Source organism: Pseudomonas libanensis (genome assembly GCF_001439685.1).
Lineage (GTDB): Bacteria > Pseudomonadota > Gammaproteobacteria > Pseudomonadales > Pseudomonadaceae > Aquipseudomonas > Aquipseudomonas libanensis.
Genome location: NZ_JYLH01000010.1, coordinates 80472 through 99022 on the forward strand (window position 1 = coordinate 80472; position 18551 = coordinate 99022).

Genomic DNA, 18551 nt, shown 5'->3' on the forward strand with positions numbered 1-18551 from the left:
CAAGCTGCTTTAGAGGTCGTGAGATGAGTAAAAACAGGTACCCCCGATTACTAGGCTTTTTGCCGCTGCTTGGCATGATGTTAATGCTGGGAGGCTGCAAGTGGACCTTGATGGACCCGAAAGGACAGATCGGTCTGGATCAACGAAACCTGATCATCACTGCCACCCTGCTGATGCTGTTGGTCGTGGTGCCTGTGATCATCATGACGTTCGCCTTCGCCTGGAAATACCGCGCGTCGAACACCAAGGCGACCTACGCGCCTAAGTGGTCGCACTCCACCAAGATCGAAATTGCGGTGTGGCTGGTACCGATCCTCATCATCATCGCCCTGGGTTACATCACCTATAAGTCGACCCACGAGCTGGACCCGTACCGTCCGCTTGAATCCGACGTCAAGCCGATCAACATCGAAGTGGTCGCGCTGGACTGGAAGTGGCTGTTCATCTACCCGGACCTGGGTATCGCCACTGTCAACGAGATCCAGTTCCCGGAGAACACCCCGCTTAACTTCCGGATCACCTCCGACGCCGTGATGAACTCGTTCTTCATCCCTGCACTGGGCGGCCAGATCTACGCGATGGCAGGCATGCAGACCCGCCTGCACCTGATCGCCAACGAAAAAGCTGAAATGGAAGGCATCTCCGCTAACTACAGCGGCGCTGGCTTCACCGGCATGAAATTCAAAGCGATCTCGACGAGCCAGGACGATTTCAACGCCTGGGTAGCCGAAGTCAAGGCCGCACCTAAACAGCTTGATCAAGCTGAATACGACGCCCTGACCAAACCAAGCCAGAACAACCCAGTCGCCCTGTACTCCGCGTACGAGCCGAACCTGTTTCAGAAAATCGTCGACAAGTACGAAGGTATGAAGCCAGGCAAGCCGGTCAAGCACGAGAAGAAAGAAGTGGCCGCGGTTGAAGGTTCTGATACAGGCGCGCATTCAACTGCTGGGGCAGAGGAGTAAACGATGTTTGGTAAATTAAGTTGGGACGCGGTCCCATTCCACGAGCCGATCGTAATGGTGACTATCGCCATGATCGCGCTGGGTGGTCTGGCACTGTTTGCAGGTATCACCTACTTCAAGAAGTGGACCTACCTGTGGACCGAGTGGCTGACCTCGGTCGACCACAAGAAAATCGGCGTGATGTACATCATCGTTGCCATGGTCATGCTGCTGCGTGGTTTTGCCGACGCCATCATGATGCGTACCCAGTTGGCCATGGCCACCGAGGGTTCGCCTGGCTACTTGCCGCCTGAGCACTATGACCAGATCTTCACCGCCCACGGTGTGATCATGATCATCTTCATGGCGATGCCTTTCTTCACCGGCCTGATGAACCTTGCGGTGCCGCTGCAGATCGGTGCACGTGACGTTGCCTACCCGTTCCTGAACTCCCTGAGCTTCTGGCTGCTGGTGTCCGGCGTGGTGCTGATCAACGTGTCCCTGGGCGTCGGCGAATTCGCCAAGACCGGTTGGGTTGCGTATCCGCCATTGTCGGGCATTCAGTACAGCCCTGGCGTGGGTGTGGACTACTACATCTGGGCGCTACAGTTATCAGGACTAGGGACGACATTGACGGGGGTCAACTTCCTGGCCACCGTCCTGAAAATGCGCGCCCCTGGCATGAAACTGATGGACATGCCGATCTTCACCTGGACCTGCACCTGGGCAAACGTACTGATCGTGGCTTCGTTCCCGATCCTGGCCGCTACCATGGCGCTGCTGTCGCTTGACCGTTACCTGGATTTCCACATTTTCACCAATGAACTTGGTGGCAATCCAATGATGTACGTGAACCTGTTCTGGGCATGGGGTCACCCTGAGGTGTACATCCTGATCCTGCCAGCGTTCGGTATCTTCTCCGAAGTGATCTCGACCTTTACCGGCAAGCGCCTGTTCGGTCACCACTCGATGGTCTACGCATCGGGCGCAATCTCCGTACTGGGCTTCATGGTCTGGCTGCACCACTTCTTCACCATGGGCTCGGGGGCCAGCGTCAACGCCTTCTTCGGCCTGGCAACGATGCTGATTTCGATCCCGACGGGGGTGAAGCTATTTAACTGGCTGTTCACCATCTACCACGGTCGTCTGCGCATGACCAGCCAGGTCCTGTGGACCCTGGGCTTCATGGTGACCTTCGCCATCGGCGGCATGACCGGCGTACTGCTGGCCATCCCGGGTGCTGACTTCGTCCTGCACAACAGCCTGTTCGTGATCGCGCACTTCCACAACGTGATCATCGGTGGTGCGGTATTCGGCTACATCGCTGGCTTCAGCTTCTACTTCCCGAAAGCGTTCGGCTTCAAGCTGCACGAAGGCTGGGGCAAGGCTGCATTCTGGTTCTGGATCTCGGGCTTCTTCGTCGCGTTCATGCCGCTCTATGCACTGGGCTTCATGGGCATGACCCGTCGTCTGAACGCCACCACCAACCCTGAGTGGGTACCGTACCTGTACGTTGCCATGTTCGGTGCGGTGATGATCGCCGTGGGTATCGCCTGCCAGTTGATCCAGCTGTACGTGAGCGTCCGTGACCGTAAGCAGAACGCTTGCGAATCCGGCGACCCATGGAACGGCCATACCCTGGAATGGTCGACCTCGTCGCCACCACCGTTCTACAACTTCGCCGTGATCCCGACTGCGAACACCATTGATGCGTTCACCGAAGCCAAGGAAGACGGTACTGCGTACCAGAAGCCCAAGCACTACGAACCGATCCACATGCCAAGCAACACCGCCACTGGCGTGGTGATGGGTGCGCTGTTGACCGTGTTCGGTTTCGCGATGATCTGGCACATCTGGTGGCTGGCAATCGCGAGCCTGGTGGGCACTATCGGTTACTTCATCATTCACGCTGCCCGTGATGATCAAGGCTACATGGTGCCGGTCGAAACGATCGAACGCATCGAAGCCGAGCAGCACGCTCGCCTGGTAGCCGAGAAGAAGATTCCGGCCAACCGTGTAGAAACCTCGTTGGAACAGGCTTAAACCATGTCGAACTTAGTGACCAATGCTGGACACGCCCATGTCGATGACCATGGGCACGATGACCATCACCACGACTCGGGGCCAATGACCGTCTTCGGTTTCTGGCTCTACCTGATGACCGACTGCATCTTGTTTGCGTCGATCTTCGCGGTGTACGCGGTACTGGTAAACAACGTAGCGGGTGGCCCGTCGGGCCACGACATCTTCGAACTGCCTTACGTGCTCGGCGAAACTGCCTTGCTGTTGTTCAGTTCGATCACCTACGGCTTCGCCATGTTGGCCTTCTACAAGGGCAACAAGAAGGGCGTACTGAGCTGGCTGGCACTGACCTTCCTGTTCGGCCTGGGCTTCATCGGCATGGAGATCAACGAGTTCCACCTGCTGATCTCCGAAGGCTACGGCCCGCACCGTTCCGGCTTCCTGTCGGCGTTCTTCACGCTGGTCGGCACCCACGGTCTGCACGTAACGGCCGGCCTGCTGTGGATGGCGGTGATGATGTATCAGGTCAATAAGCACGGCCTGACCAACACCAACAAGACTCGCCTGAGCTGCCTGAGCCTGTTCTGGCACTTCCTGGACGTGGTCTGGATCTGCGTCTTCACCGTTGTTTACCTGATGGGGACTCTGTAATGGCTAATGCACACTCCCATGACCATGACAGCCATGATGCGAGCCACGGCAGCGTTAAGTCCTACGCTATCGGCTTCATCCTGTCGGTAATCCTGACGCTCATCCCGTTCGGTCTGGTGATGTACCCGACCCTGCCGAAGTCGATCACCTTGATGATCGTATTGGCGTTCGCGGTGATTCAGGTGCTGGTTCACCTGGTGTACTTCCTGCACCTGGATCGTTCCAAGGAGCAACGCGATAACGTGATTGCGTTCGTGTTCGCAGGCTTAGTAATCCTGCTGCTGGTTGGCCTGTCGATATGGATCATGTTCAGCATCCATACGTTCATGATGGCGAAGTGAGGTAAGACCCGATGTCGCTTAAGCACTTTATCCAAATCACCAAACCGGGGATCATTTTCGGTAACGTGCTTTCTGTGGCGGGCGGTTTCTTCCTGGCCTCCAAGGGACATGTCGATCTGGCCATCTTCCTGGCTGCAATGATCGGTACGTCCCTGGTGGTTGCTTCCGGTTGCGTGTTCAACAACTGCATCGACCGTGACATCGATATCAAGATGGAGCGCACCAAGAATCGCGTGCTGGTCCAGGGCCTTATCTCCCTGAAACTGGCACTGATCTTTGCGACCGTCCTGGGTGTTGCCGGTGTGGTGCTGTTGTACAAGGTGGCCAACCCGTTGGCGGCGCTGTTTGCCGTGATCGGTTTTGTCATCTACGTCGGCCTCTACAGCCTGTACCTCAAGCGTAAGTCGGTACACGGTACGCTGGTGGGCAGCCTGTCGGGTGCGATGCCGCCGGTGATTGGTTATGTGGCTGTAACCAATAGCTTCGACATGGCCGCGCTGGTGCTGCTGGTGATGTTCAGCCTGTGGCAGATGCCGCATTCCTACGCCATCGCGATTTTCCGCTTCAATGACTACCTGGCTGCGTCGATTCCGGTATTGCCGGTCAAGCGTGGCATCCAGGTGGCCAAGAAACACATCCTGCTCTACATCCTGGCCTTCCTCGTGGCGACCTTGATGTTGACCTTCAGTGGCTACGCCGGCATGAGCTATCTGGCCGTGGCCGCCGCCATGGGCATGTACTGGTTGTACATGGCCTGGACCGGCTACAAGGCGGTGGATGACACCGTCTGGGCGCGCAAGCTGTTCGTGTTCTCGATCTTCACCATCACCGCGCTCAGCGTGATGATGTCCCTGGATTTCCAAGTGCCGAAAGAGCTGTTGCTGACCTACGCCCACTGAGTGGTGTAAGCAATAAAAAGCCCCGCCTTCGCAAGAAGCGCGGGGTTTTTTATGACATGCCCTTTAAACTATTCCCCAATTCTACGGATGCAGGAAGCAAAGCAATGAGTAAAAAAGCCGTTATGGTATTCAGCGGCGGGCAGGATTCGACGACCTGCCTGATCCAGGCACTGCCGCTGTATGACGAAGTGCACTGCATTACCTTTGATTATGGCCAGCGCCATGTGGCGGAAATCGAAGTGGCCCGCACGCTTGCCAAGCAACTGGGAGCCACGGTCCACAAAGTAATGGATGTGTCTTTGCTCAATGAGCTGGCCATCAGCAGCCTGACCCGTGACAACATTCCCGTGCCGACCGTGAGCAGCTCGGGCGAAAGCCTGCCAAGCACTTTTGTGCCGGGTCGCAATATCCTGTTCCTGACCCTGGCGGCGATCTACGCCTACCAGGTGAAGGCCGAAGCTGTCATTACCGGCGTGTGCGAAACCGACTTCTCGGGCTACCCCGACTGCCGGGATGAGTTCGTCAAAGCGCTGAACCAGGCGCTGAAGTTGGGGATGGAATACGATGTGCGCCTCGATACCCCGCTGATGTGGCTGAACAAGGCCGAGACCTGGGCGCTGGCCGATTACCACGACCAGCTGGAGCTGGTGCGCGAGCAGACGCTGACCTGCTACAACGGCATCATCGGCACAGGCTGCGGTAATTGCGACGCGTGCAACCTGCGTGCGCGGGGCTTGAATGAGTATCTGCAGAACAAGGCGGATGTCATGCAGAGCCTGAAGCACAAATTGCAACTGATGTGATCCACCTGATGTATGGAGCAAAATGTGGGCGGGGGCTTGCTCCCGATGAGGGCGTGTCAGTCACTGAATGCATCGACTGATACGCCGCTATCGGGGGCAAGCCCCCTCCCACCCAGGTATCTGTCAGCTCAAACGCTTCATGCTGTGCTGCTGGTCAGGTAGCGCTTGAACAACGAGCGCGCCCCATACGCAGGCAGGATATTGAAGAACGCAAAGCCGACTTTGATCGCGATCTGCACATAAATCATGCCCAGGATGTCGCTGGTTTGCATGGCGCCGTAGAAGGCAATAAAGCAAAACAGGAAGCTGTCGATAATGACCGCAAAGAATGTACTGAGGAAAATCCGCAGGTACAGGTATTTGGAGTTGGTCAGCTCCTTGATCTTGCACAGCAGGTAAGAGTTTATATTCTCCGATACCAGGAACGACACCGAAGAGGCCACCAGCACCGACGACACCTGCAGGATTACGTCGGTATACGGCCCGTCCAGTTTCCAACCTGGCAGCCCCGGCAGGAAGGTCGAGCCATACAGCAGGATGATGATCATCGCGTTGCTGGCAAACGCAAACAGGATCGCCCGTCGCGCCAGGCGCAAGCCGAAATTCTCGTTCAGCAGGTCCACGATCAAAAAGGTCAGCGGGTACAGGAACGTGCCCGGCGTCACGATGATGCCCATGGACTCCAGGTAGATCGGCTTGGTCGCGGCAATGCTGGTGAAGATATAAAACGTGAACAGCAGCAAGTTCAGGATGATGTAGATCATCCAGGAGTTTTCATTGCGATCGTTTATATCGTAGGCGGTGAGTGTGCCGCCCTGGGCATAGAATTTCTTGTAGACGTTCTTGACTTCCATTCTATTGAAGTCATCCATGATCTCGCTGTTGAGCACTTCACTCAGTTTGATCTTGATGACCTTGCCCGTGGCAAGCGCCATGATCACCGCCAGGCGCTTGTCATTTTCAAGCCCAGCAATTTGTACCTGCTGTTTTCAACGGCCCCTTCATGCGTGGTCATTGAAGCGTTCCTCAAGAATATCGCCGATGACACATAAACGGTCTGAACTGGCACAGGGCTCCAGGGTGATAAACAGCTTTTTGGTCGCGCGGTCGTACACCAGTTTCTCTTTATCGTCGCTCGATGAACCTTTCTGTACGATCAACAAGTCGCCCACCTCATTGATGCCGGGAATCGCATGTTCCAGGCGCACGCCGATCAAGTTGCAGGACGTGCCGAAGTAGTAGGTCAGCGGGTAAAGCGTGGCCAATTCGCCCACGCGCTTGCCCAGGTTTTGCATGAGCAGGCTTTCCTTGAGCACCGGCACCGCTGCCGGATTCATATTGCCCAGCGGCGAGACATTGTTCTCGATGATTTCCTTGGCTTCAAAATTGATGGTCTCGATTTCCTCATATGAGACGCCGAAGAAGTCAGAGATCTTGCGAATGGTCGACTGCTGTACGTTGAGGACCTTGCCTCCCAGGATGTTGTAGATGGTGGTCCTGGTCAGCCCGGCGGCGTTGCTTAACGAAAGCTGGGTTTCGCCACGGCTCTTGATCAAGTACTTGATGTTGCTCTTCAAGTGCTCGGTTTTTTCCCGTCTGTGTATCAAGTGCTCACCACTTCCATTTAGTCGTCAGTCCATGTCCGGCTGAACCTGTCCTTTCAGGTTCGCGGCAATGGAAGTGTTGCATGGGCCCGGCATAACAAGAAAGTGCTGAGTGCACGGATACGGCGTGACGCTAAATCAGGCAACGGTTATCTCGTCATACTCTTGTGTACGACCTCGTGCGATCCCTCGCGCCCTCTACAAGGAGTAGTAACTATGGTCAGTGTCAGTCGTCGGTCACTTCTCGCCCTGGGAGCCGCCTTGCCCGTGCTGGGGCATCTGGATTGGGCGCTCGCCAGCCCGCCGCCGACGACCTCTGACAAGGTGCTGCTCAACTACAACGAAAGCCCTTACGGCCCCTCAGACGCAGCTCGTGCGGCGATGCAGCGGGCGATTGCAATGTCCGGACGCTATCCTTACCCGCACATGTACGCACTGGCCGAGCTGTTTGCCCGGCAACAGGGGATTGCTGAAGAAAACGTCGCGATATTTGCCGGCTCGATGGCCGCCCTGCGTTATGCGGTGCTGGCGTTCACAAGTCAAAACCAAGGCCTGGTGATGGCGACACCGTCCTACGAAGTCCCGCGCCAGGCGGCCGAGTCAAACAAAGCGCCTGTGCATGAAGTGGACCTCGACACGCAGCATGCCCATGATGTGCAGGCCATGCTCAAGGCCGACCCGCAAGCTGGCATGCTGTACCTGTGCAACCCCAACAACCCGACCGGCACCCTGACCCCGACTGAAGCTATCCGCCAAGCCCTGGTGAACAAACCCAAGGGCAGTGTGCTGGTGGTAGACGAAGCCTACATCGATTTCTGCGACGCCCCCAGCTGCGTGAGTTGGACCAACGACCACGATGACCTGCTGGTGCTGCGCACGTTCTCGAAAATCTATGGTATGGCCGGCGCACGCCTGGGCCTGGCAATCGGTCATCCGGCACTGTTGGAGCGGCTGGCCGTGTTCGGCGGCGACAACGTCCCGGCTGGCGCCAGCTTGTTGGGTGCGACTGCCAGCCTGGAACAAGCCCAACTGGTGGGCCAACGCAAAGCGCTCAATGCCAGGTTGCGCGATGAGACGATCACATGGCTCAAGGACCGGGGTTTTGCCTGCACGGCCTCCCAGAGCAATTGCTTCATGATTGACGTGAAGCAACCGGCAGAACAGGTGGTCGAGCGGCTGGCGGCCCAGAATGTACTGGTCGGGCGGGTGTGGCAGAACTGGCCGCAATGGGTGCGGGTGACGGTGGGTAACCAGCCGGAAATGGAACGCTTTCGCCAGGTCTTCGCGGCGCAGATAGTCCGGGGCTAGGCACCAGGTCTGTTACACCAAGCCTGGACGGGCCTGCCGGGCCTGCTTCGTTTTCGCGCGGGTTGAATGATCAAGGACGACAGCTGTGCGACGAAATGCCCTCCCCGATAAAACCCGACCGATGCTGCCCGACGACCTGCGGCGCTTGCTCGATGTCTGCTGCACATCGTGTTACTGGGCGGCGATGGTATAGCCGTCAAAGGCGCTTTGCTGTTGCAGTGCGGTGACGATGCTCTTGCGCGTGACCGGCTGCTGCGCGCCGCTGTTGTCGATGAAGGTTTCACTCGCCAGCTCCGCCTCGCTGCCTTCACCCACAAAGGTAAAGCCCAGGAACTCCAGTGCTTCGCGGTCCACATTGAGCTTGGAGCGCGGCGTGCGCAGCGGCAGGGTGACGCTGATGCCATCCTTGCTGATCACAAACACTTCGGTGTCTTTCTTGGCGCGCGCGGCCTTGCCCTTGCCAGCGCTCGGGTTGCTGATGGCCTGGTGCGACTGGTTCAACACTTTGAGGGCCAGCCCGTACACCAGTTCCTGGAACTCTGGGTCGTCTTTGAAGCAGGACAGAATGCGGCTGATGGAGAACTGGCTGCTCAGGTTTTCCAGGGCGGCGTTATCGGCGGCTTCGGCGTCTTTCAACTGCTTGAGCTGGCCCATCAGGTCATAGGCTTTGTCATCGTCGAAGGCGTCGTGGGCCTGGCGGATGGCAACGCGCAACTCGCGGATCTGATCGCTCTCCTTGGAGGTGTGAAACGCGTCCAGCACCATCTCGCTGATGATCTTGGCCGCTGGCACATGTTGTGAAAGATTGATGGCGTTTTCGTATTCGGCTTTGGATTGCAAGGCGACTACGGATTCTTCGGCGGATTCTGCGGTGTAGGAATCGGACATTAAAATTTCACTGCGTAGTAAGCGGGGGAGACAAAAACGTCGGGCATTTTCGGCGGGCAGAGGGATCAGGTCAAGGCAGGTTCGGGCGGGTGAATACTTTCAGTGCCGATAGCGGCGCATTAATGCCTGTACTACCATCCGGGCCCTGCCTTGGCATGCGTGCTATTCATCCAGTCGTGCGAGACAGGCCTGGAGAATATCCAGGCCCTCCTCCAGCACCACCGGCTCAATGGTCAACGGTGCCAGCAAGCGCACGATGTGTCGCGCCTTGCCGCTGGGCATCAGCAGCAAGCCGGCCTCCCGCGCCAGGCCCAGCAATTGGGTCAGTTGCTTGGGCGCGGGCGTGCCGTCGGCATGGGCCAGCTCAATGCCGCGCATGGCGCCGACACCGGTAAGGCGACCCAGGTAGGGTGACAGTTGTCGCGAGCGCCAGCTGTCATAGCGGCTGACAATCGCTGCTTCCTGTTGTGATCCCCACGCCTGCAGATGCTCATCGGTCATCACCTCAAGAGTGGCCAGCGCCGCCGCACAGGCGATGGGGTTGCCGGAGTACGTGCCCCCCAGGCCACCTTTGGGCAAGTTGTCCATCAGCGCCTTGCGCCCGACCACTGCCCCCAGCGGCACGCCGCCGGCGATGCTCTTGCCGAGCAGCAACAGATCCGGTTCGATGCCCAGGCGCGAGAAGGCAAAACGCTGGCCCGTGCGACCAAACCCTGACTGGATTTCATCGATGACCAGCAGGATGCCATGCTCGTCGCAGAACCGGCGCAAGGCCTGGGCGAACTCGATATCCAGGGCGAGGAAACCGCCTTCACCCTGCACCGGCTCGATAATGAAACAGCTTACATCGTTGACGTCGATTTCCACGCTGAACAGACGGTCCATGGCCTTCAGCGCTTCGGCACTGGTCACGCCGTTGTCTGCACTGGGGTAGGGCAGGTGGTACACCGGGCCGGGCAGTACGCCGACTTTCTGCTTGTAGGGCGCCACCTTGCCATTGAGGTTGAGGGTCGCCAGTGTGCGGCCGTGGAAAGCGCCGTCAAAGGCGATCACCGCCGTGCGCCCGGTGGCGCCACGCACGATCTTCAAGGCGTTTTCCGCGGCCTCCGCGCCGCTGTTGGTGAGCATGCCGCTGACCGGGTAGCCCACCGGAATAAACGCAGTCAGGCGTTCCATCAGCTCTATGTAGGGTGTATGTGGTGCGGCGTTGAACGCGTAGTGAGTGAGCTTGGTCGCTTGCTCGCGAATCGCCGTAACCACAGCCGGGTGGCAATGGCCCAGGTTGAGTACGCCGATGCCGCCGACAAAATCGATATAGCGCTTGCCCACCGTATCCCAGACTTCGGCGTTTTTACCGTGGCAGAGGCTGATGGGATGAACGATGGAAATGGATTGGCTGATGGTGGCGTGGCTCATGAATACGGGACTCGGCAAGGGCGGGCGTGTTTTATCTAAGCCGTGCGCTGGGTCTTGCCGCAAACGAAATAAAGTCGCCGGGTCATTCCAAATCGGAAGGAGCGGTTGCCTGCATTACTCCGAAACCCCATCCTTGCCCGCCGCCTTTGACCGATACAGCGCTTGATCGGCCCGCGCCATCAGGGCGGCCGGTGACTCACCCATGCGCCGCTCTACCACACCCATGCTCAGGGTGACGTTGAAGCCGCCTACGGTGGGCGTTTGCTTGACTGTATGGCGAATCCTTTCGGCCAGTTCCTTCGCCATCTCCAGGGTGCTTTTGGGCAGTACGACCATAAATTCATCGCCACCCCATCGGGCCAGCAAGTCGCTGGTGCGTATGCAGGTTTCCAGGCTTTCGACCACGCGTATCAGCGTCTGGTCGCCGACGCCGTGGCCGTGGCGGTCATTGATCGGCTTGAAATCATCGATATCCATCGCCACCAGCGCCAGGGGCAGGCGGAAGCGTTCAGCGCGATCACACTCTTCCAGCAGGACTTTTTCCAGGCGATAACGGTTGGCAATGCGTGTCAGCGCGTCCCGTTCGGCCAGGGAGCGGTTTTCGTTCAGCTGCAATTGCAGTTGTTGATTGACCCGCGACAGCTCCAGGGTACGTTCGGCCACCAGTGCCTCAAGGGATTTGTTGCGCCTTTGCAACTGTTCGATGGAGCATTTGCGCGTATGAATATCGCGGTGTGCGCCCACCATGCGGGCCACGGAGTGGTCGGGGTTACGTGCAATGATGTAGCCGCAGTCCTCGATCCAGAGATAGGTGCCATCTTCTTTTCGGCAGCGGTATTCAGCCCGGTAATGGGGCGAGCGCTGGCTGATGTAGTCGTCAAACATCGCCATCACCTGGGGGTAATCCTCGGGGTGGATCACGTTCTCCCAGGTGAACACGCTGTTTTCCAGAGAGTGGCGGGAGTAGCCAAGCATTTCGTACCAGCCGGGGTTGCGGTAGACGAAGCCGGTATTGGCGTTCCAGTCCCAGACTCCGTCACTGACCAGTTCCATGATGGCGTGCAAGAGGTCGGCGTTGAGGTCGGTTATTTCATTGCGTAGTGGTTCGTTGCCGGATGTATCGTCCATCAGCGCGCTTCCCTGCGAGGGCTGGCTTAAGGCCAGTCATTGTTGTCGCCGATACCCCGTGGCTGGCGCTACTGTACATCGCAGCCTGCGCGCTTTGAATAGGGCGGGTGTGCTGCTTTTGGATAGTGGCAATAGGCTATTGTTCGGGGGCCGCCATTTTTGTCCGAGGCTTCCCATTGGCGTTGTGCTGATAAATTGCCTCTGGCTGGCCGTGCTCATTGAAAAATACCTGGCCAATGCCCGCCGAATTCCACAAACGCTCCCCCGCCTCGGCATGCTCCGGAATGTGCGGTACCACCTGCATGGTGCGACGACGGGTAAACCAGTTGAGCGGTGAACGCGGGGAGTAGAGCCAGCGATTGAGGCGGTCGAACCATTCCAGCAAGCGTGGCGGGAACTCGTTTTTGATGCCGCTGCTGGTGATTTGCCAGATCCTCGGGCCACCGTTGCGATGGCGGATCAGCACCTGGTAGACGAATGAGTAATGCACGTCGCCGGAGAGGATCACGTAGTTACCCGGGGTGCGCGAGTGGCGGAAGATATTCAATATCACCTGGGCGGCACCGCGATGGGCCATCCAGTTTTCAGCGTCTACCAGCAAGGGAAAGCCGCACCAACTGAAGATTTTTTGTACAGTCTCTATCAGCTTTACGCCAAAAATCGGCGCGGGCGAGACAATAATGGCCGACGGGTGGTCAAGCAGCTCCTGTTGCAGTTCGCTCAAGGCTTCCCAGTCCAGCAGGCCGGAGGGTTGCTTGAGGGTGAACTCGCTGCGCCAGCGTCGGGTGCGGGTGTCCAAAACCACCAGGGCGGGTGTGGTAGGCAATACGTAGTGCCAGTGCTGGAATTTCAACAGCGCTTCCAGCAGGTCATCTTGCGCGATGGCGTCGAGATGATTGTCGCGTGCCTGCCCGGCCATGGCCTGGGTTTGGCTCAGCAGTTCGCCAAACACTTCGGGTTGGTTGCCCCAGCCTTGGCATAACAGGTACGCCAGCAACGCATTGCCGATGATGCGTTTGGAGAAGGGATGGCCGTAGGCGGTTTCTTCCCATTGGGCGCTGAGGTTCCAGTCGTCGGTAATGTCGTGATCGTCGAAGATCATCAGCGTCGACAGGTGGGCGAACACTCGGGCGACTCCAGGTAGACCGCTGCGGAACAGGTCGATCTGCACCTGTTCGCGGGCATAACGCTGTTGTTCTTCGGGGCTCAGTTGCGGCGGTTGCGGCGTGACCAGCGTCCACGGCGTGGGTGACCAGGCCAGCAGATACATGGCGATCACTTCGGCAAAGGTCACCAGGTGGTTGTCCGCGGTGCTGCTGGTGAAGATCGGTTTCTTTACGCCGCCGAAAAAGCGTTCGCGCAAGGTCTCGTTACTGTCCAGCGCAGGGAGCAAATCCGCCCGGTGGTAGTAACTGGCGCGATGGTCGTAAAGGGTGGCGCTGTCGGTCACCACGGCACCTTCCAGGTATTCGTCGAACAGTCCCAGGCGCACGATCAGCGCATGAATTGCCCGTAGCATGGGGCCTGCGACATCGTCGGCGTAGACCTGGTCGCCACTCATCATCAGCAGGGCCGGGCGTTCGGTCGGTGTGCGGGCATCCGCCAGTAGGCGATCGACGCACAACAAGCCTTCGTCGGCACGGTGGTGGGGCTTACGGCAGGAGCCATGTACCAACTGGTGGATGCGACTGTGCAGCACGAAGTTCGGCGTCGTCGCATCGGCGTACAGTAAATGTGATGCCCAGTCGGCGATGCCTACGCCGTCGATTAACAGGTCGTAGCCGATGACCACATCCTGGGGCAGGGCGTGACTCAGTGTTACGTCAATCAGGTGGATAAAGGCATGACGCCCAACGGGCACGACTTGGCAGCACGTCGTATCTAAAGGGATATCCAACCTCTCGCCGTGGGGTAACCACAGTTCCAAGGACAACGGCAGGACACGACTGCCCACCAACCAAATAACCAGGCGCTGCGGTTCCAGGCGCCTTAGCAGCGGACCTGCAATGACTGCGGGCAAAGTGTCGGGTTGAAGCATTGAGGTGGTGGCTCACACAAGGTCTAGGACGTAAAAGGGTAGCGCAGGGGATGTCGGTGTTTTGTCAACAGAGTGCAGCACCGGCGCTGCACTCCTTGGTAGCGATCAGGCGTGCTACAGGCCTGGCGCGGTGGGTAGGATCAAAGCAGCCGGCCCTGTCCGAGAGAGTCCATGGATGAGTGAGACGATTTCCCCGTCGTCACGTGCTCTGATTGATTGCTTTCAGTTTTCGACGGGCTATCCGCAGGTTTTAGGGACGCTGGATGGTCCTGCTGGACCTCCGTGGATTGGTTGATGTTATAGGTGTGGAACGGCTGACCGATAATCATGATAAACCCTTTGCTCAATTGGAGGATCGTTCTCGCATCAATACTCCCTTTGAGTGCGCACTTATTCAGTGGCATGGGGCGGGTTCGTCGTTCCTGGCATTAGGTGTTCAGGTATTACGGCGCGTTTCAGGCGGGCTTAGGCACCGTAAACCTGAACTCACTGCCACGGCCCAACTCACTCTGGGCTTCAATCCGCCCGCCGTGGGCCTGGACGATGCCTTGGGTGATATACAGTCCCAACCCGCTACCGGTAGGGTTGTTCTCTGTCTGGGTCCAGTAGCGTTCAAACACATGAGGCAGTTGTTCAGGCGCAATGCCTTCACCGGAGTCGCGCACCGAGAACACGATCTCTTCGCCGTTGCTCATGGCGCTGATACCAATGTTGCCCAGGCGCGGCGTGAACTTGATCGCGTTGCCGATCAGGTTCGACAGCACCTGGAACAAGCGCTCCGGGTCGGCATTGATTTGCAGGCCTGGCTCGGCATTGAACGACAGGTCGATGCTTTTTTCCGTGGCCAGCGGCGCCAGTAGTGAGTACGCCTCTTCAAAGATCTGACTGACGTCCAACGCAACCGGCCTGACCATATAGCGCCCGGCCTCGATTTTCGAGGTATCGAGCAAATCCTCCAGCAGCACATTCATACGCCCGGCGGCCTGCTGCATGGTGTCGATGGCCGAGGAAATCCGCCGTGAGGTGTGTGGGCCCTCGGAACTGAAAGCTTTTTGCATCATGCCGCAGAGCATCGAGATGACGGTCATCGGGTTACGCAGGTCGTGGGACACCACCGCGACCAATTCATCACGGGCGCGCACCGCTTGCCGTTCGCGCAGCACTTGGCGAGCCAGGTCGTTTTCCAAGGCCGAGCGGCGCAGGTCGTTGGCGGCAAATAGATCGCCATGGCTCCACTTGGTGGAGATGCCGGCCATTTCCACCATCCAGATTTCAAACGACGTGCGTGGGCGAAGGCGCAGGCCGGCGTCGGAAGTTTCCAGGTTCAACGGCTTTTTCGGATCGCCACTCCAGTTGATGTTCTCTTTCATCTCGGGGCGGAACCACAGCACACCGTTATCCACTGGCTTGGGCAGGCTCATGGCGAGTACACCGCTGGCGACGGTTTGGTACTCGGCGGCAGGCGGGTACGCCGAGGCCAGGTGATGGCTGGAAAACACCGGCTCGTCGCTCTTTTGCAACCATTTGTGCAACGCGCGGATCTGCGCCGGCTCCGGGCAGTTGCCGTAACGGTGCAGTTGTTTGTCTTCGATGATCGCCACACCGCCGGACAGGGTCAGGTCCATCAGTTTTTTGCCGTGGTGGGCCAGGCTGTCGAACACATTGCCTTCGTGGGATTTCATGGCCTGATCGAGCAGCGCCAGGGTTTCGATTTTCTCTTCGCGCTGACGACTCAGCTCCAAGGCTTCCATGGCACTGATCTGCAACGACAGTATTTGGCCTATGGTCTGGCAGGTCATACGCAGGTCGTTGGGCACCAGCAGCGGTTCGCGGTTGCCGCAGCTGATCAGCCCCCAGAGTTTGTCGCCCTTCATCAGCGAGATGCTCATGGACGACAGCACACCCATGTTCTGCATGTACTGGCAGTGAATCGGCGAGACACTGCGCAGGGTGGCAAAGCTCAGGTCCAGGGGCTGGCCAGTGTCCGGGCGCAACTTGGGCAGCAGCGGCACCGGTTCGTAGGACGCATTCGGGATGATGCGTAGCCAGTTGGTGCGATACAACTCGCGGGCTTGTTCGGGGATGTCGGACGCGGGGAAGAACAGCCCATTGAACAACTCCATGGACGGTGCCGACGCTTCGGCAATCACCTGGCCATGGCCTTCTTCTTCGAAGCGATAGATCAGCACCCGGTCGTAGCCGGTCATGGCCTGGATTTCATTCACGCTGATGGCATACAGCGCCTGCAGGGTCTTGGCCGATTGCAGGCGTTGCAGCATCTTGCCCAGGTCACTGGTGCGGCCATTGCGCGCCTGTGGCTTGAAATTCTCAAGCCGTGGTTCGAACTCCAGTACCAACACATCCTGATGGCGATGCAGCAGGCCCTCGAATGGCGCACCGTTGAAGGTGACGTGCAGGGGCGGAGCATCGAAAAACGTATTGTTGACAGCCATGGTTTGCACTGCGCGGGCATGCTCGCCGCCAATCAGGGTGTGCAACGGCTGATTCAACAGGGTTTCAGGCGCGTGGCCGAATAAGGTGCCGACGTTGGCACTCACCTGAATGATTTCCAGGCCGGGCTCCGACAAGGTCAGCAGCACGCCGTGGGGCTGAATCGCCCCCGGAAAGCGGATGGGCTCGTCAGCACAGTTGGCAAGCAGCTCTTCAAAATCTTCGGGTTTCATAGCAGTACCTTCTGGCTGTCGAGCCATTGCTCAAAGCCGCTGAATGTCGAACGGGCCGCGTTCACCGCGTGCTGTTTGGCGAGTGCATCCAACGGCAAACGGCCCAGGTAATCGAGAAAGTCTTTCCAGCGTCGACCGGTCTCGACGCCGTATACATTGAGAAACGCGCCGCCGTTGTCGGCACCCACGTCCAGGCGCAGGGCCATCTCCCGGCGCAGCACCTGGCCGCCGAGGGTCGCGCCTTCCAGCACATAGAGGGCGCCCAGGCAGGCCGCCGCGGTGTCGAAGTCGGGGAGGTGGGTGCAGCGGGGCAGGGCGTTGATCTCCTGGTCATCCAGGCCAAGGGCGTGCAGATCACAGACCAGTGTCGGGGTTTTCGCACGCAATACGCAGTCGAAGCCATCAGGGATCAAGCCACTGTCGTACAGCGCCGATTCTATTGGTCTGTAAAACCCGTAATACGCTTCAAGCAAACGTCGGTACCAATCGGCATCCAGGTTCGCAGAGAAAAACGGCAGGCGCTTTTCCAGTGCTACGTGCAGCAAGCCCGTGCCTGTGCGCAAGGCTTCCAGCAATGAGGGCGCACCAATGTCATGGACCTGTGAATGCATTCAATGAGCTCGAACTGTGGGCTTTTCAGCCATCCATGACGCGTAAAAGTCGGCAACGATTCTACACAACTCATGGCCGTCAGCTGAGCGCACGATGCGAAAAGGCTGACCGTCAGATCCGAGAAGACGCTCCATGCATGGTTAATGACCCCTTCGCCTGACCGGAAGTTCGGTTTGAACGATGTCGCACCGCTATCAATGCATGCACGCACCCTGCTGGGTCAGCGCCGACTCCACACACTCCAGCAGACGCTCGGTGCTCCATGGCTTGGGTAAAAACCTGACCCTGCCACCCAATTCAGACGCCAGCGACGTATTGCCGGACGTCAACAGCACCTGGATAGATGGCCAACGATGCGCCACAACCCTGCTCAAGTCATAGCCGTTCAACAGCCCGGGCATCTGGATATCGCTGACAATCAGATCCACCTGCTCATCATCGCGCTCCAGGAAAATCATGCCGTCATCCGCCGAAGGGAACGACGTCACATGCGCCCCGAATTCCTCCAGCACATCCACCATCAACGAACGAATGATCTCGTCGTCTTCCAATACCAAAATCGATGGCTGAGCCATGATCCTTACTCCTCCATCAGGGGTTCAGTAGGGTGGAGTGGAGGGCGCGCATATAGGTTCGATTGGATGTTTTTTAAACGATGGGTGGTTATTTGACGTGATTGCTACTGGAGTGGGGTTATCGGACGCGCCTGATTGAACGGTTGGGGGGATGCCCGATTAAACAGGCATAATCGCCGGTAATAGCCGAAGTGGAGCCCTCAATGAAGTACGCCCTGTTCACCCTCGTCCTGACCCTTGCCACCAGCCCTGCCTTCGCCGCCGGCGACGCGGAGGCGGGCGGTAAACTCTTCACCAAGACCTGCGGTGGCTGCCATAGCGTCGGCGAAGGCGCCCGCGGTGGTTTCGGGCCGCAGCTTAATGGGGTCATTGGCCGGCCTGCCGGAACTACCACGGACTATCAGTATTCCGATGCGATGAAGAATTCCGGGGTGGTATGGACGCGGGACAAACTTGCCGCCTATATCGAAGCGCCGAAGAAGGTGGTGAGCGGGACGCGCATGATTTTTTGGGGGATCAGCGATCAGGAGAAGATTGAAAACATCTTGGCGTACCTGGAGACGTTCCAACCCAAATGAGCGGCCTAAAGCGCGATCAAAATGTGGGAGGGGGCTTGCCCCCGATATAGGCAGAGTATC

General features: G+C 58.2%; 16 protein-coding genes and 1 pseudogene. 8 read left to right on the forward strand and 9 right to left on the reverse strand.

Going from position 1 to position 18551, the window contains the following annotated elements:
• The first annotated feature begins 23 nt into the window (after window positions 1-23).
• From cyoA to queC, 6 genes are all read left to right on the forward strand, one after another.
• On the forward strand, window positions 24-965 hold the full coding sequence (gene cyoA, locus TU73_RS16635) for a ubiquinol oxidase subunit II (RefSeq protein WP_057013145.1): 942 nt from the start codon (window positions 24-26) through the stop codon (window positions 963-965).
• A 3-nt stretch (window positions 966-968) separates the two neighbouring features.
• A complete protein-coding gene (gene cyoB / locus TU73_RS16640) occupies window positions 969-2987 on the forward strand; it encodes a cytochrome o ubiquinol oxidase subunit I (RefSeq protein WP_057013146.1) in 2019 nt (672 codons plus the stop codon).
• A 3-nt stretch (window positions 2988-2990) separates the two neighbouring features.
• A complete protein-coding gene (locus tag TU73_RS16645; RefSeq protein ID WP_010206435.1) occupies window positions 2991-3617 on the forward strand; it encodes a cytochrome o ubiquinol oxidase subunit III in 627 nt (208 codons plus the stop codon).
• Window positions 3617-3958: a cytochrome o ubiquinol oxidase subunit IV gene (cyoD, locus tag TU73_RS16650; RefSeq protein ID WP_010206434.1), complete on the forward strand. Its 342-nt coding sequence runs from the start codon at window positions 3617-3619 to the stop codon at window positions 3956-3958. The genes TU73_RS16645 and cyoD overlap by 1 nt, the downstream gene beginning before the upstream one ends.
• A gap of 11 nt (window positions 3959-3969) precedes the next feature.
• Window positions 3970-4857, forward strand: a complete 888-nt coding sequence (gene cyoE, locus TU73_RS16655) for a heme o synthase (protein WP_003176002.1) — start codon at window positions 3970-3972, stop codon at window positions 4855-4857.
• A 104-nt stretch (window positions 4858-4961) separates the two neighbouring features.
• Window positions 4962-5660, forward strand: coding sequence for a 7-cyano-7-deazaguanine synthase QueC (queC, locus tag TU73_RS16660; RefSeq protein WP_057013147.1), 699 nt, complete (start codon window positions 4962-4964; stop codon window positions 5658-5660).
• 137 nt (window positions 5661-5797) lie between these two features.
• Here queC and TU73_RS16665 read toward each other — a convergent pair.
• Window positions 5798-6675: pseudogene (locus TU73_RS16665) on the reverse strand (queuosine precursor transporter).
• On the reverse strand, window positions 6662-7267 hold the full coding sequence (locus TU73_RS16670) for a helix-turn-helix transcriptional regulator (RefSeq protein WP_082642624.1): 606 nt from the start codon (window positions 7265-7267) through the stop codon (window positions 6662-6664). The pseudogene TU73_RS16665 and the gene TU73_RS16670 overlap by 14 nt, the downstream one beginning before the upstream one ends.
• Window positions 7268-7480: 213 nt before the next feature.
• On the opposite strand from TU73_RS16670, the gene ptaA reads away from it, so the two are divergent.
• Window positions 7481-8572: a pyoverdine biosynthesis transaminase PtaA gene (gene ptaA, locus TU73_RS16675; protein ID WP_057013148.1), complete on the forward strand. Its 1092-nt coding sequence runs from the start codon at window positions 7481-7483 to the stop codon at window positions 8570-8572.
• Window positions 8573-8743: 171 nt separating this feature from the next.
• On the opposite strand, the gene TU73_RS16680 is transcribed toward ptaA, so the two are convergent.
• From TU73_RS16680 to TU73_RS16715, 7 genes are all read right to left on the reverse strand, one after another.
• Window positions 8744-9460 carry a hypothetical protein gene (locus TU73_RS16680; RefSeq protein ID WP_057013149.1) on the reverse strand — a complete coding sequence of 239 codons (717 nt, stop codon included), beginning with the start codon at window positions 9458-9460 and terminating at the stop codon, window positions 8744-8746.
• Between the two features lie 162 nt (window positions 9461-9622).
• Window positions 9623-10876, reverse strand: a complete 1254-nt coding sequence (locus tag TU73_RS16685; RefSeq protein WP_057013150.1) for a 2-aminoadipate transaminase — start codon at window positions 10874-10876, stop codon at window positions 9623-9625.
• Window positions 10877-10990: 114 nt separating this feature from the next.
• Window positions 10991-12004 carry a sensor domain-containing diguanylate cyclase gene (locus TU73_RS16690; RefSeq protein WP_057013151.1) on the reverse strand — a complete coding sequence of 338 codons (1014 nt, stop codon included), beginning with the start codon at window positions 12002-12004 and terminating at the stop codon, window positions 10991-10993.
• A 136-nt stretch (window positions 12005-12140) separates the two neighbouring features.
• Complete coding sequence (locus tag TU73_RS16695; RefSeq protein ID WP_057013152.1) at window positions 12141-14042, reverse strand: alkaline phosphatase D family protein; 1902 nt, start codon at window positions 14040-14042, stop codon at window positions 12141-12143.
• Between the two features lie 455 nt (window positions 14043-14497).
• Entirely contained in the window at window positions 14498-16726 is a 2229-nt protein-coding gene (locus tag TU73_RS16705) for an ATP-binding protein (protein WP_057013154.1), read from the reverse strand.
• Window positions 16723-17337, reverse strand: coding sequence for a biliverdin-producing heme oxygenase (locus TU73_RS16710; RefSeq protein ID WP_057013155.1), 615 nt, complete (start codon window positions 17335-17337; stop codon window positions 16723-16725). The genes TU73_RS16705 and TU73_RS16710 overlap by 4 nt, the downstream gene beginning before the upstream one ends.
• Before the next feature lie 195 nt (window positions 17338-17532).
• Entirely contained in the window at window positions 17533-17913 is a 381-nt protein-coding gene (locus tag TU73_RS16715; protein ID WP_057013156.1) for a response regulator, read from the reverse strand.
• Between the two features lie 203 nt (window positions 17914-18116).
• Between TU73_RS16715 and TU73_RS16720 the strand changes: the two genes are divergently transcribed.
• Window positions 18117-18491: a c-type cytochrome gene (locus tag TU73_RS16720; RefSeq protein WP_057013157.1), complete on the forward strand. Its 375-nt coding sequence runs from the start codon at window positions 18117-18119 to the stop codon at window positions 18489-18491.
• Window positions 18492-18551 lie beyond the last annotated feature (60 nt).

Excerpts from the sequence above, each read along its gene's own strand:
- cyoA (WP_057013145.1), top strand. The coding sequence starts at position 24 with ATGAGTAAAAACAGGTACCCCCGATTACTAGGCTTTTTGCCGCTGCTT.
- cyoB (WP_057013146.1), top strand. The coding sequence starts at position 969 with ATGTTTGGTAAATTAAGTTGGGACGCGGTCCCATTCCACGAGCCGATC.
- TU73_RS16645 (WP_010206435.1), top strand. The coding sequence starts at position 2,991 with ATGTCGAACTTAGTGACCAATGCTGGACACGCCCATGTCGATGACCAT.
- cyoD (WP_010206434.1), top strand. The coding sequence starts at position 3,617 with ATGGCTAATGCACACTCCCATGACCATGACAGCCATGATGCGAGCCAC.
- cyoE (WP_003176002.1), top strand. The coding sequence starts at position 3,970 with ATGTCGCTTAAGCACTTTATCCAAATCACCAAACCGGGGATCATTTTC.
- queC (WP_057013147.1), top strand. The coding sequence starts at position 4,962 with ATGAGTAAAAAAGCCGTTATGGTATTCAGCGGCGGGCAGGATTCGACG.
- ptaA (WP_057013148.1), top strand. The coding sequence starts at position 7,481 with ATGGTCAGTGTCAGTCGTCGGTCACTTCTCGCCCTGGGAGCCGCCTTG.
- TU73_RS16680 (WP_057013149.1), bottom strand. The coding sequence starts at position 9,460 with ATGTCCGATTCCTACACCGCAGAATCCGCCGAAGAATCCGTAGTCGCC.
- TU73_RS16685 (WP_057013150.1), bottom strand. The coding sequence starts at position 10,876 with ATGAGCCACGCCACCATCAGCCAATCCATTTCCATCGTTCATCCCATC.
- TU73_RS16690 (WP_057013151.1), bottom strand. The coding sequence starts at position 12,004 with ATGGACGATACATCCGGCAACGAACCACTACGCAATGAAATAACCGAC.
- TU73_RS16695 (WP_057013152.1), bottom strand. The coding sequence starts at position 14,042 with ATGCTTCAACCCGACACTTTGCCCGCAGTCATTGCAGGTCCGCTGCTA.
- TU73_RS16705 (WP_057013154.1), bottom strand. The coding sequence starts at position 16,726 with ATGAAACCCGAAGATTTTGAAGAGCTGCTTGCCAACTGTGCTGACGAG.
- TU73_RS16710 (WP_057013155.1), bottom strand. The coding sequence starts at position 17,337 with ATGCATTCACAGGTCCATGACATTGGTGCGCCCTCATTGCTGGAAGCC.
- TU73_RS16715 (WP_057013156.1), bottom strand. The coding sequence starts at position 17,913 with ATGGCTCAGCCATCGATTTTGGTATTGGAAGACGACGAGATCATTCGT.
- TU73_RS16720 (WP_057013157.1), top strand. The coding sequence starts at position 18,117 with ATGAAGTACGCCCTGTTCACCCTCGTCCTGACCCTTGCCACCAGCCCT.